A 14099-nucleotide genomic window follows, 5' to 3' on the forward strand; every position below is an offset into this window, starting at 1 on the left:
CAAGTAATGCAAGTTGGTCAAAGCGATGTCAGTCAATATGTAGTATTAAATATAAATAAAGCACAATGATGATTTGAAATTTCAAATCATCGTTGTGCTTTTATATTGATATTTATGTCATAAGTTCTTATTTTTATACAAATATTGTTTTATTGAGCATTGCCAAAAACATCGTGCCATTGATTACGCTTATCTAAGAACGCTTGTGCGATTTCTTTAGCGCCTTCAAGTGAATGACTAGCAGCCCAACCACATTGTACTTCATTACATGCAGGGACTTCTGTTGCATTTAAAACATCATATAGAGTTTTTTCAACAATATCTAATACATCTTCATAATCATCATGGTTAATAAAAGATACATAAAATCCTGTTTGACAACCCATTGGGCTTAAGTCTACTACTTTATCTGTATGGTTTCTGATGTTTTCTGCCATTAAATGCTCTAGTGAATGTAAACCAGGCATTTCCATATGTTCTTTGTTAGGTTGTTTAAAACGAATATCATATTTGTTAATTTTGTCACCATTTAATCCTTCCATTGTACCTGCTAATCGAATAAATGGTGCAACTACTTTTGTATGATCTAAATTAAAACTTTCTACGTTCATTTTAGGCATTATATTTTCCTCCTCAAATATACGAAACAACTATATTATTAATAACTAAATTGTAACAATACTGTTTTGTTTTTACAATTTCGAGGTAACAGTATCTTATGTTAAATTTACAAGTTTGAATAGTGAGAAAATTGTGTAAATATTTATAAATGTAATGACATTTAAATCTAAATCCGATAGAATAAGTAATAATTAATTGATAGATGTGGTCATTATAGTGCAGTCGTAGAATGGGAGTTAGGTAATATGAGTAAGAAACAAGATATATTAGATTATATTGAAAACAATAAATATGATTATGTAGAAATGAGTCATCGAATACATGAAAGACCAGAACTTGGTAATGAAGAAATTTTCGCTTCAAGAACATTAATTGATTGTTTGAAGACGAATGGATTTGAAATTGAAACAGATATTGCTGGGCATGCCACAGGATTTATTGCAAGATATGAATCAAAGAATGAAGGTCCAACCATTGGCTTTTTAGCAGAATATGATGCATTACCGGGATTAGGTCATGCATGCGGACATAATATTATCGGTACGGCAAGCGCATTAGGTGGTATTGCTTTAAAGCAGGTCATTGACGATATTGGCGGTTCAGTTGTGGTACTTGGATGTCCAGCAGAAGAAGGCGGAGAAAATGGAAGTGCTAAAGCATCATATGTTAAAGCAGGTATCATTGATGAGATTGATATTGCATTAATGGTACATCCAGGAAATGAAACTTACAAAACAATAAATACATTAGCTGTAGATGTATTAGATGTTAAATTTTATGGAAAAAGCGCACATGCTTCTGAAAATGCGGATGAAGCTCGAAACGCATTGGATGCTATGATTTCATATTTTAATGGTGTAGCACAATTAAGACAACATATTAAAAAGAGTCAACGTGTACATGGGGTTATTTTAGATGGTGGTAAAGCAGCGAATATTATACCTGATTATACACATGCTCGCTTTTACACAAGAGCCACAACAAGAAAAGAATTAGACGTTTTAACAGAAAAAGTAAAACAGATAGCAAGAGGTGCGGCAATTCAAACAGGTTGTGATTATGAATTTGGTCCAATTCAGAATGGTGTGAACGAGTTAATCAAATCACCAAAATTAGACGATTTATTTGAAAAATATGCTATTGAAATGGGGGAAGCAGTCATTGATGATGACTTTGGATATGGTTCAACTGATACAGGTAATGTAAGCCATGTTGTACCAACTATACACCCACACATTAAAATTGGATCAAGAAATTTAGTAGGACATACCCACCGATTTAGAGAAGCAGCAGCTAGTTTACAAGGTGATCAAGCACTCATCAAAGGCGCAAAAATTATGGCCTTAATGGGATTGGAAATAATTGAAAACCAAACATTATTCGATGAAATAGTTGAAGAACATCATCATATGAAAGGATATGTGAAATCATGAGTGAAAACGTATATAGTCCCAAATTAACATTAAGCGATTTATATAATGATGATGTTGTTTATACATCTAGGCCTTCCTATATATCTAATCCATGGCTAAAGCCTGATGAACATCAATCTAATTTTTTAACTGGTCGAGAGCTGTTAATTGCGAATCAGTTTCCAGTTATTGTACATGAAGCAAGTGTAACTTCTAAATTAGAGACATTATTTAAAGAGGTGGGTAAACAAATTCCGCCTCATATTTATCAGTTTAGAGATCAACAAACTTATGAATCTTTAATAAAAAAATTGGCATATGAAAATAATAAAAAATTATATTTCCAATATATTCATGATGACGATGTACTAGAGAAGTCATACTATGCATTAAATAAAGATGTGTTTGTAGCGCTTAACAACAAGGCGAGAATTCCGGAATGGACAGATGGTAAATACCTTCCAAAGAGAGAGATTGTTCCTATAGAGTCTTTCAAAGATGCAATAAAGAATTGGCAATATCCTTTTGTTATTAAACCAGGGGATGATTTACCAACCGCAGGAGGATATGGTGTGATGATTTGTTATAATGATCATGATCTTGCCGAAGCTCAAAAGCGCATCGAGGAAGCAACGGAAGCAACTGATCAATTAATTATTGAACAAAAAATTGAAGCTGTACAAAACTATTGTGTTCAATTTGCTTATTCTGAAGACATCGGTATTCAATATCTAGGTACTGCTCGACAATTAACAAATGATTATGGTTTCTATAATGGTAATGAAAATGTAGATGATGTGCCACAACATGTCATAGATGCAGGTCGAGAAATTATGTCAATCGGTGTAAGCTTAGGTTTCTTTGGTGTTGCGGGATTCGATTTGTTGTTAGATGAAAACAATGACGTATACGCTATAGATTTAAACTTTAGACAAAATGGTTCAACTAGTATGTTACTCTTATCGGACGAATTAACAGACGGATATCATAAATTCTATAGTTACTTTTCAGATGGAGATAATAATCATTTCTTCAATACCATCTTAAAATATGTGAAAAAAGGTGTTCTATATCCTTTATCTTATTATGATGGTGATTGGTATGGTAAAAATAAGGTGAGCTCTAGATTCGGATGTATTTGGCATGGTAAAGACAAAGCATCGATTCAAAAATTGGAGAAAGCATTTTTAGAAGAATTAAAAGCTAAATAATATTGTGAAAACTCTTGAAATTTAAGTGATAGGCTTAAGTTTTAAGAGTTTTTTTAAAAAAGGAAAAATGAAAAAAGTGAGCGTCAAGTATACCATTCTTACCTTATTGACTAACATTAATGAGTATTTTAATATTTTAAGTAAGGAATAAAAGAATATCTATGAATCGAGGGTGTAAAATGTCTTACAAAGAGGAATCGTTTTTCAAAGAAATGTTAATAAATGAGTATATTTATTTTGCTTCAAAAAATAAAAAAATAGTACGTTTAATGAAAAATGAACAGTCCTATGTAGCTGTATGGACAGATACAGACACTGCGAAGCAATATTTAGATGAAAACGACATCAATTACGATAAAGTAATACAATTAGATTTAGATCGCTTTGTCGCATATGATTTAGAAGAATTATTTGATGAAACTGATAAGGTAATGATCAATACGACAAACAATAATGAAGGTGAACTTGTCAATATCTATGATGTCACTAGAGAATTGATGTCAGAATTGGATAAAATCAGAGTGAAAGAATTTGTTAGAGATGTAGCGAAATATGATCATGTATATGGGTTAACTAATAAGAATGAAAAAAATTTTATTTTAATAGATGATGGAAGAGAAGACAAACCACAAATTATGCCGGTGTGGAGCTTAAAAAAAAGAGCTCAAAAAGTAAAAGACGAAGACTTTGAAGAATGTGATTTAATTGAAATTGAAGCCAGTGTTTTTGGCGAATGGTTAGATAAATTACGTGATGATGATAAAGGCGTTGGAATAGACTTAAAACCAGGTGTTATCGGAACAATAGTATCAGCCCAAAAATTATCTAACGAAACAACTTTTTAATAAAATAGAAAAAGAGGTTGAGACATTAAGTATTTGTCTCGACCTCCTTTTTTTGTTTAATTATGATCATTCAGATGTATTGCACCAATTGCCCCAGAAAAGGCTCCATGTTCAATGTAAAATGGATTGAATCCTCTTAATACAGTATAATCTTCAATTACTTTACGTAATAACGGATTATTGTTGAATGAAGAACCTATGTAAACAACATTATCCGTTTGATGTTCACGAGCAACTGTGATAGACATTGTTGTAATGACTTCTCCCACAACGCCCACTACAGAGGCTAGTTTATTCTCTATTGAAAAGTCTTCTTTCATATGATGTAATACATTCCCAAAGTTTGCTGCTGTTAAATCACCCGGAATAGGAGGTTCGCAATCTTTATAAATATGTTTGACTTTTAAATCAATCGTATCTCTGTCGCCTTTTTGAGCCAAATCTGTTAATTGTTTATAATCTGAAATTTGACTTAATAAGTATCCAAGACCCTGAATCATACCGCCACCAGTACCGATACCTCCAACACGTTGTTGCTGATGACCATCAAAATAATGTAGTGAAGTACCTGTACCTACATTAGCAAAAATATATTGATTAATATCATGACCTTGTTCTTTAAGTAAAATACCTAGTCCTTTTGAAGCAGCATCAAACTCAACAAAATTTTGAGTGGGTTTTGTTAGTTGTTCAGCTATTATACTTGCTTGTCCACCAGTCAAACTTAAACTTTCGAATTCAATGTGGTTTAACCACTGTATCACTTTATCAATATTAATGGTAAGTTCGGTGTGATATTCACGTTTATCTTCGAATTCTTGAACGATTTTAATTAAAGTTCCACCAGCATCGATTCCAATTTTCATTTCCGCATTCACCTCAAATCAAAAATCCATCACCCATAATAGTATAATAAATTAAGGGAAATACAAGAGTTTATTTTATTTTAAAAAAATAAAACCATCAAACAATGCAATTCAATTACAATTCTAAAAGAGTACTTTGTATACATTTAATTTGGTAGATATTTTAAATTTTATGAGAATTCATATTACAATAGGGTAAAGTAATATATAATAAGTGAGTAATTAAAGATAGGGGATTAACTTATGAATATAAAAAAGCAATTTGAAGATATAACGATTCAAGTGTTTGAAGAACAATATCGTGAAGATATATTAAATTTTGAATTAAGTGAGAGACAACAAATATATTCTTCATTACCTAAAACGGTTTTAGAAGAAGCGCTGAATGACGAAAATCGTGTTGCTAATATTGCAAAGAATAAGGATGGAGAAGTAGTGGGGTTCTTCGTATTACATCAATATTATCAACATGAAGGTTATGATACACCTGAAAATGTCGTTTATGTACGATCATTGTCAGTTAATGAACGTTATCAAGGACATGGCTACGGTACTAAAATGATGATGTATTTACCTCAATATGTACAAGCGTTGTTCCCAGACTTTAACCATTTGTTTTTAGTTGTTGATGCTGAGAATCAAGCAGCTTGGAATGTGTATGAACGTGCAGGTTTTATGCATACAGCTACAAAAGAAGAAGGACCAATTGGTAAAGAAAGGTTGTATTATCTAGATTTAGATTCTAAACATGTGTCTTCATTGAAACTCGTTGAAAACGAATCTTCAGAAGAAGCTAATATTCATTTAATTAACTTACTTAAAGATGGAGAAAAAGTAGGTTTTATAGGTATTGAACAGATTGAAGATAGAATGCGCATTTCTGGAATTGAAGTTAATAAAACGCATCGAAATGAAGGTATAGCAGAAAGTGCATTAAGACAATTACCGACCTATATACGTAAAAACTTTGATAATATTAAAGTATTATCCATTACATTGTATGGAGAAAATAACGAATTAAGTCCACTGTGTATTAATAGTAACTTTGTAGAAGTAGAACAAGCAGAGGATTACATTCTATTTGAAAAATATATAAATTATTAACAGAGATTGCGTAAACGCCCATTGTCATTTATAATTTATTTTTGTTACTATTAATTAACGAAATTTGACCTACTAGTTTAAGATAAAAATCCTTTGAAAGGAAGTATTTTATAATGAAAATTAAAGATTACACAAAAGAAATGGTAGATGAAAAATCATTTATCGATATGGCTTACACACTTCTAAATGAAAAAGGCGAAACAATGAATTTATATGATATTATTGATGAATTCAAAGCCTTAGGTAATTACGAATACGATGAAATTGAAAATCGTGTTGTTCAATTCTATACAGATTTAAATACTGATGGTCGTTTCTTAAATATCGGCGAAAACCAATGGGGGATTCGTGATTGGTATTCAGTAGATGATATTGAAGAAAAAATTGCACCAACTATTCAAAAATTTGATATTCTTGATGACGATGATGAAGAAGATAAAAACCTTAAATTATTAGGTGAAGATGAAGCGGATGACGATGATGATATTCCAGCAGTTACAGACGATCAAGAAACATTAAATGATCCTGAAGATGAACAAGTCGAAGATGAAATTAATGAAACTGATATCGTTATTGACGAAGAAGATGAAGATGACGATGATGACTTTGATGATGAAGAAGAGGAAGAAGAATATCAAAGCTAAATTTCTAATTGACTTTTAGTATAAAAATGATAGAATTTTATTTGGGCTCCTTTAAATAGGACACGTGTATAAATATTATACGCTCCCCTTACAAATATGTGAGAGGGAGCGTTTTTTTATTTTAATAAAATAAGATTCCAATGTAATGTTTAATGTTGTAGAATGAATATTATTTAAAAGTAATGACTAAATACATTGTGACATAAAGCATATGTGAATGTATTAAACACATTGTTCCTTTCTAATTAAATACATACTTAATTTATAGTAAATGCTTTTGATTTTAAGTAAATAATATGCAAACTCTAATAAAATTCAGGAGGTCAAATCATGACAAAGTTTATATTTGTAACAGGTGGCGTAGTTTCATCATTAGGTAAAGGGATTACTGCTGCATCTTTAGGAAGATTATTAAAAGATAGAGGTCTTGAAGTTACGATTCAGAAATTTGATCCATATTTAAATGTCGATCCAGGAACAATGAGTCCTTATCAACATGGTGAAGTTTTTGTAACTGATGATGGGGCTGAAACGGATTTAGATTTAGGACACTATGAACGTTTTATCGATATCAATTTAAATAAGTATTCAAACGTAACTGCAGGTAAAGTATACTCACACGTCTTGAAAAAAGAGCGTCGTGGTGATTATTTAGGTGGAACAGTACAAGTAATTCCACACATCACTAATGAAATTAAAGAGCGCTTGTTATTAGCTGGAGAAAGTACTAATGCTGATGTTGTTATTACTGAAATTGGTGGTACAACAGGGGATATTGAGTCTTTACCATTCTTAGAAGCAATTCGACAAATTAGAAGTGATTTAGGTAGAGAAAATGTAATGTATGTTCACTGTACACTATTACCATATATCAAAGCAGCAGGCGAAATGAAAACTAAACCAACGCAACATAGCGTTAAAGAATTACGTGGATTAGGTATCCAACCAGACCTAATTGTTGTTCGTACTGAATATGAAATGACACAAGACTTAAAAGATAAAATTGCTTTATTCTGCGATATTAATAAAGAAAGTGTTATCGAATGTCGTGACGCTGATTCATTATATGAGATTCCACTACAATTGAGTAAACAAGAAATGGACGACATTGTTATTAAACGTCTACAATTAAACGCTAAATATGAAACGCAATTAGATGAATGGCAGCATTTACTAGATACTGTAAATAGTTTAGATGGTAAGATTACCATTGGTTTAGTTGGTAAATATGTAAGCCTACAAGACGCATATTTATCTGTGGTAGAATCACTTAAACATGCAGGTTATCCATTCAAAAAAGATGTTGTTGTTAAATGGATAGATTCAAGTTTAGTAACAGATGAAAATGTCGAAAGTTACCTATCTGATGTAGATGGTATTCTAGTACCAGGTGGATTTGGTTTCCGTGCTAGCGAAGGTAAAATTTCATCAATTAAATATGCACGTGAAAATAATGTTCCGTACTTTGGTATTTGTTTAGGAATGCAATTAGCTACAGTGGAATTTGCACGTAATGTTTTAGGTTTAGAAGGTGCACATTCAGCTGAATTAGATCCTAGCACACCACATCCAATTATTGACTTATTACCTGAACAAAAAGATATTGAAGATTTAGGTGGTACTTTAAGATTAGGATTATATCCTTGTACAATTAAAGATGGTACTTTAGCACATTCTATTTATAATGAAAATAATATTGAAGAAAGACATCGTCATAGATATGAATTTAACAATGATTATAGAGAGCAATTAGAAGCTAATGGAATGGTATTCTCTGGAACAAGTCCAGATGGAAGATTAATTGAGATGGTAGAGATTCCAGAAAAAGATTTCTTTATTGCATGTCAATTCCATCCAGAGTTTTTATCTAGACCAAATAGACCGCAACCTATTTTTAAAGCATTTGTTGAAGCAGCTTTAAAACATCAACAAAAATAATATTAATAAAGCCTATGGATATGAATTAGTTCATACCCATAGGCTTTATCATTTTATAATTCTAAATCACGTGTCATTTCAACCATTTGTGTATAAATATCATAATAAATATAGTTAAAAGCAATAGGGTGAGGTTGTACTATCTTATCGTAATCTTCAGTGTATACGATCGGTCTAGGTGTAGACAAGTTGATAAAATGCATTAAATGTTCAGGGAAATCATCTCGTTTAGGATGATTGCATACAAGTACAAAGTCGACATCTGTTTCAATTAATTGTTTCACGTCACATTCGACGTCTTCATTATATGTAGGTGAAAATAAAAATACGCGATCTGTTGTATCTAGTTCTTCAAAGTTATTTAAATCTGATAGTGGTAAGCTCGATTTTAATTTTTCATGACTATTTAAAATAAAGTCTTCATAAAATTTTAAATCGTCATATCCTTTAACATAAACATGGCCTTCTCCACCAATAGCTTGAATTAAACATTGTGCACCCATTTGTACATCTAATGCTTGTTTTTCTATTCTATCGAAGATACCAATTAATTGCGTATTAAGTATTTTTGACATAATTTTCCTCCATTCTATTCATTAAAATATTGTAAATAAACCCATGATTGAATGCAATGATTAAAACTAATTATAATTGGATACGTTTCCAAATCTAGTAGTGGTAAGGATTGTGAAAATTGTAAATTTTAAATCATCTATTCGAATGCATTTAAGTAGTAATTTTGTTATAATGAGTTTGAAAAAATACGTGCTCAAGCACTCAAGGAGGAACTATAATGCCTTTAGTTTCAATGAAAGAAATGTTAATCGATGCAAAAGAAAATGGTTATGCGGTTGGTCAATACAACTTAAATAACTTAGAATTTACTCAAGCTATTTTAGAAGCTTCTCAAGAAGAGAATGCACCAGTTATTTTAGGTGTTTCTGAAGGAGCTGCTCGTTACATGAGCGGATTCTATACAGTAGTTAAAATGGTTGAAGGATTAATGCATGACTTAAACATCACAGTACCAGTAGCAATCCATTTAGACCATGGTTCAAGCTTTGAAAAATGTAAAGAAGCAATTGATGCTGGATTCACTTCAGTAATGATTGACGCTTCTCATAGTCCATTTGAAGAAAATGTGGAAATTACTTCTAAAGTAGTTGAATATGCTCATGAAAGAGGCGTTTCAGTAGAAGCTGAATTAGGTACAGTTGGTGGTCAAGAAGACGATGTAGTAGCTGACGGTGTCATCTATGCAGATCCTAAAGAGTGTCAAGAACTAGTTGAAAAAACTGGTATCGATACTTTAGCACCTGCATTAGGTTCAGTACATGGACCTTATAAAGGTGAACCTAAATTAGGTTTCAAAGAAATGGAAGAAATTGGTGCTTCAACTGGTTTACCATTAGTATTACATGGTGGTACTGGTATCCCAACTAAAGACATTCAAAAAGCGATTCCTTACGGTACTGCTAAAATTAATGTTAACACTGAAAACCAAATTGCTTCAGCTAAAGCTGTTCGCGATGTATTAAACAATGATTCTGAAGTTTACGATCCACGTAAATATTTAGGACCTGCTCGTGAAGCAATTAAAGCAACAGTTAAAGGTAAAATTAAAGAATTCGGTACTTCAAACCGTGCTAAATAATTAAATATCTTTTAATAAGCCATTAAACCTAGGTTTAATGGCTTATTTTTATGCTATAATGATTACGAAATTTATAAAATTGCATAAGTTTTAAGCTTACTAAATAGAAATGTGGAATTGTTAGCATATACAAATCAACACAATTTAAAGTAGAGAATACAGACTTTAAATTCGTAATTTCAAACTGATATGATATAAAATAATGTTGAAATAGCTATGTATTCATGAACTATTTTACAAACAAAGTAAAATTATTTTATAATGCTAATAATGTAAATTTTTAACAAATGAAGGAAACAAAGGAGAAAAAGATATGGCTCAAGAGGTAATCAAAATTAGAGGTGGAAAGACACTTAAAGGAGAAGTGAATATTAGTGGTGCTAAAAATAGTGCTGTAGCAATTATTCCTGCTACATTATTAGCCCAGGGACATGTAAATTTGGATGGGTTGCCACAAATCTCTGATGTAGAAACACTTGTTAGCTTATTAGAAGATTTAAATATTAAAACAAAATTAGATGGTACTAAATTAGATGTTGATACAACTCAAATTGAAAATGCACCACTACCAAATAATAAAGTTGAATCTTTAAGAGCCTCATATTATATGATGGGAGCAATGCTAGGGAGATTTAAAAAGTGTGTTATTGGACTTCCTGGTGGTTGTCCGTTAGGGCCACGTCCAATAGATCAACATATTAAAGGATTTAAAGCACTAGGGGCAGAAATCGATGAATCTAGTGACACGTCAATGAAAATTGAAGCTAAACAATTAAAAGGAGCTAATATCTTTTTAGATATGGTGAGTGTTGGTGCTACAATTAATATTATGTTGGCTGCAGTACATGCTGAAGGTCAAACAGTTATTGAAAATGCAGCAAAAGAACCTGAAGTCGTAGATGTGGCTAATTTCCTTATTAGTATGGGTGCACAAATTAAAGGTGCAGGTACAACGACAATTAAAATTACTGGCGTAGATACATTACATGGTACAGAATATCAAGTGATACCAGACCGTATTGAAGCGGGATCATACATGTGTATGGCGGCTGCTGCTGGAGAAGAAGTCGTAATTAATAATATAGTACCAAGACATGTTGAAGCATTAACAGCTAAATTAAAAGAATTAGGTGTCGATATTGAATTAAGCGATGAAAAAGCGATTATTAGAAAGAGCGAACCGTATCATAGTATTGATATCAAAACGCTTGTATATCCCGGATTTGCAACAGATCTTCAACAACCGATTACACCACTATTATTTATGGCAAATGGTCCATCGTTTGTTACAGATACAATTTATCCTGAAAGATTTAAGCACGTAGAAGAACTGCAACAAATGGGAGCTAATATTAATAAAGATAATGGCACAGCAACGATTAAACCATCAACACTTAATGGTGCAGAAGTTTATGCAAGTGATTTAAGAGCTGGTGCATGCTTGATTGTAGCTGGTTTAATCGCGGAAGGTGTTACAACGATATACAATGTTAAACACATTTATCGTGGGTATACTCAAATTGTTGAACATTTAAAAGCACTTGGTGCAGAAATTTGGACTGAAACAGTTTAAAAAATGTGGTATAATAAATATACTTAAAATTATAAGCACAGATTTTAGTGCATTAGTATTAAGATATTTGAGTGAGAGGTGAGTATTATGGAAGTATGTCCTTATTTAGAAGAAACTTTTAAAATATTAGGACGCAGTTGGAACGGTTTAATCATCAACTATTTATCTAGATGCGAAGACCAATCTGCACATTTTTCCGATTTGAAAAGAGACTTGAAAACAATCACGCCTCGTGCACTAAGTATTAAACTGACTGAATTAGGAGACTGGGGATTGGTTGAAAAAAGAATCGTATCCACTAGTCCAGTAACCATTATTTATGAATTGACAGAAAAAGGAAGTTCATTGGCTGAATCTTTAAAACCAATTGAAGAATGGGCACAAAATAACATTAATCTAGAATCAGAAGCAGAAACTGTAAAATAATTCAGGCAGTTATACTTAGAATTGTTTTTATTTCTAGATCATGACAAGATCCCTATTATTAATTTAAAAAAGAGGGATATATTATAAGAGTGAGGCAATATAATGATTGCTTCACTCTTTTTCTAACTTACTTTACAGATTAATTTAATTTGATTTAGGTGTAATAAATTCTATATTAAAAACGATTAAGCGCAATTGAATCGATGAGCAAATATGTTTAACTTTGTAACAATATGGTTAGAATAGTTGTATAACAAATCTAAGGAGTGAAGTTTAATGAGACATTTCACTAAACAATATATTAATGGTGAATGGGTTGATAGTGCTAGTGGTGAAACAATAGAAGTAATTAACCCTGCAACTGAAGAAGTCATTGGTTCAGTGGCTAAAGGTAACGAAGAAGATGTGAATAAAGCAGTTGAAGCTGCAGATAATGTTTATTTAGATTTCCGTCATAGTTCTGTTGAATATAGAAGAGATTTATTAGATAAAATCGTTAAGGAATATGAAAATAGAAAAGAAGATATCGTACAAGCAATCACTGATGAACTTGGTGCGCCATTATCAATTTCTGAAAAAGTCCATTATCAAATGGGACTTAATCATTTCACTGCAGCTAGAGATGCTTTAGACAGTTTTGAATTTGAAGAACAACGTGGTGACGATTTAGTTGTTAAAGAAGCTATCGGTGTAGCAGGATTAGTTACACCATGGAATTTCCCAACTAACCAAACATCACTTAAATTAGCTGCAGCATTTGCGGCAGGGAGTACTGTTGTATTAAAACCATCAGAAGAAACACCATTTGCTGCTGTTATATTAGCTGAAATCTTTGATAAAGTAGGCGTGCCTAAAGGTGTATTTAACCTTGTAAATGGTGACGGTGAAGGTGTAGGTAATCCGTTAAGTGAACATCCTAAAGTTAGAATGATGTCATTTACAGGTTCAGGCCCTACAGGTTCAAAAATTATGGAAAAAGCAGCTAAAGACTTCAAAAAAGTGTCACTAGAACTTGGTGGTAAATCACCTTATATCGTTTTAGATGATGTTGATATTGAAGAGGCAGCTAAAGCAACAACAGGTAAAGTTGTCAATAATACTGGACAAGTATGTACTGCAGGTACACGTGTATTAGTACCAAATAGTATTAAAGAAGACTTCTTAAAAGCTGTGAAAGCACAATTTAGTTCTGTTAAAGTCGGTGATCCTAGAGAAGAAGGTACACAAGTTGGACCGATTATTAGTAAGAAACAATTTGACCAAGTTCAATCATATATTGATAAAGGTATTGAAGAAGGTGCAGAATTATTTTACGGAGGTCCTGGTAAACCTGAAGGTCTAGAAAAAGGATATTTTGCTCGTCCTACTATTTTCATTAACGTTGATAATCATATGACTATTGCTCAAGAAGAAATTTTTGGTCCTGTTATGTCAGTGATCACTTATAATGATGTAGACGAAGCAATTAAAATAGCAAATGATACGAAATATGGTCTAGCTGGTTATGTCATTGGTAATGATAAAGACACATTACACAAAGTGGCACGTTCAATTGAAGCTGGAACAGTTGAAATTAATGAAGCTGGACGTAAACCAGATTTACCATTTGGTGGTTATAAACAATCTGGATTAGGTCGTGAATGGGGCGACTACGGAATTGAAGAATTCTTAGAAGTAAAATCAATTGCAGGTTATTTTAAATAATTAAATCAATATTGTTGTTAAATTTTTATTAATGCACGTTACGTCATGGCGTAACGTGCATTGTTTTTAATACGTTAAATACAAAATTCGTTTTGTATTTA

Annotated in this window: 13 protein-coding genes; 10 read left to right on the forward strand and 3 right to left on the reverse strand. The window is 31.9% G+C overall.

Annotated elements, in window-relative coordinates:
• Positions 1–149: 149 nt before the first annotated feature.
• Positions 150–620, reverse strand: a complete 471-nt coding sequence (locus tag P7F85_RS03750) for an S-ribosylhomocysteine lyase (RefSeq protein WP_002467219.1) — start codon at positions 618–620, stop codon at positions 150–152.
• 246 nt (positions 621–866) lie between these two features.
• Here P7F85_RS03750 and P7F85_RS03755 point away from each other — a divergent pair, with 246 nt between their 5' ends.
• The 3 genes from P7F85_RS03755 to P7F85_RS03765 all read left to right on the forward strand — a co-directional run bounded on the left by P7F85_RS03755 (position 867) and on the right by P7F85_RS03765 (position 4089).
• Complete coding sequence (locus tag P7F85_RS03755) at positions 867–2054, forward strand: M20 family metallopeptidase (RefSeq protein ID WP_122135066.1); 1188 nt, start codon at positions 867–869, stop codon at positions 2052–2054.
• Complete coding sequence (gene ldmS, locus P7F85_RS03760; protein WP_002467222.1) at positions 2051–3244, forward strand: L-aspartate--L-methionine ligase LdmS; 1194 nt, start codon at positions 2051–2053, stop codon at positions 3242–3244. The genes P7F85_RS03755 and ldmS overlap by 4 nt, the downstream gene beginning before the upstream one ends.
• 179 nt (positions 3245–3423) lie before the next feature.
• Positions 3424–4089, forward strand: coding sequence for a DUF2750 domain-containing protein (locus P7F85_RS03765; RefSeq protein ID WP_002467223.1), 666 nt, complete (start codon positions 3424–3426; stop codon positions 4087–4089).
• 56 nt (positions 4090–4145) lie between these two features.
• On the opposite strand, the gene coaW is transcribed toward P7F85_RS03765, so the two are convergent.
• Entirely contained in the window at positions 4146–4955 is an 810-nt protein-coding gene (gene coaW / locus P7F85_RS03770; protein WP_002467210.1) for a type II pantothenate kinase, read from the reverse strand.
• 243 nt (positions 4956–5198) lie between these two features.
• Between coaW and P7F85_RS03775 the strand changes: the two genes are divergently transcribed.
• From P7F85_RS03775 to P7F85_RS03785, 3 genes are all read left to right on the forward strand, one after another.
• Positions 5199–6059 carry a GNAT family N-acetyltransferase gene (locus P7F85_RS03775; RefSeq protein WP_002467231.1) on the forward strand — a complete coding sequence of 287 codons (861 nt, stop codon included), beginning with the start codon at positions 5199–5201 and terminating at the stop codon, positions 6057–6059.
• 113 nt (positions 6060–6172) lie between these two features.
• Positions 6173–6703, forward strand: a complete 531-nt coding sequence (gene rpoE / locus P7F85_RS03780; RefSeq protein WP_002467228.1) for a DNA-directed RNA polymerase subunit delta — start codon at positions 6173–6175, stop codon at positions 6701–6703.
• 330 nt (positions 6704–7033) lie between these two features.
• Positions 7034–8641: a CTP synthase gene (locus tag P7F85_RS03785; protein ID WP_015364819.1), complete on the forward strand. Its 1608-nt coding sequence runs from the start codon at positions 7034–7036 to the stop codon at positions 8639–8641.
• 53 nt (positions 8642–8694) lie between these two features.
• On the opposite strand, the gene P7F85_RS03790 is transcribed toward P7F85_RS03785, so the two are convergent.
• Positions 8695–9216: a DUF2529 domain-containing protein gene (locus P7F85_RS03790; RefSeq protein ID WP_002466744.1), complete on the reverse strand. Its 522-nt coding sequence runs from the start codon at positions 9214–9216 to the stop codon at positions 8695–8697.
• A 218-nt stretch (positions 9217–9434) separates the two neighbouring features.
• Between P7F85_RS03790 and fdaB the strand changes: the two genes are divergently transcribed.
• From fdaB to P7F85_RS03810, 4 genes are all read left to right on the forward strand, one after another.
• Positions 9435–10295 (forward strand): class IIb fructose-bisphosphate aldolase FdaB, encoded by an 861-nt coding sequence (gene fdaB, locus P7F85_RS03795; RefSeq protein WP_002466755.1) that lies wholly within the window; start codon positions 9435–9437, stop codon positions 10293–10295.
• Between the two features lie 313 nt (positions 10296–10608).
• Positions 10609–11868, forward strand: coding sequence for a UDP-N-acetylglucosamine 1-carboxyvinyltransferase (locus tag P7F85_RS03800; RefSeq protein ID WP_002466771.1), 1260 nt, complete (start codon positions 10609–10611; stop codon positions 11866–11868).
• Between the two features lie 87 nt (positions 11869–11955).
• Positions 11956–12294, forward strand: coding sequence for a winged helix-turn-helix transcriptional regulator (locus P7F85_RS03805; protein ID WP_002466765.1), 339 nt, complete (start codon positions 11956–11958; stop codon positions 12292–12294).
• A gap of 276 nt (positions 12295–12570) precedes the next feature.
• Positions 12571–13998, forward strand: a complete 1428-nt coding sequence (locus tag P7F85_RS03810; RefSeq protein ID WP_002466777.1) for an aldehyde dehydrogenase family protein — start codon at positions 12571–12573, stop codon at positions 13996–13998.
• Positions 13999–14099: the final 101 nt, after the last annotated feature.

The organism is Staphylococcus sp. aM (genome assembly GCF_052975125.1).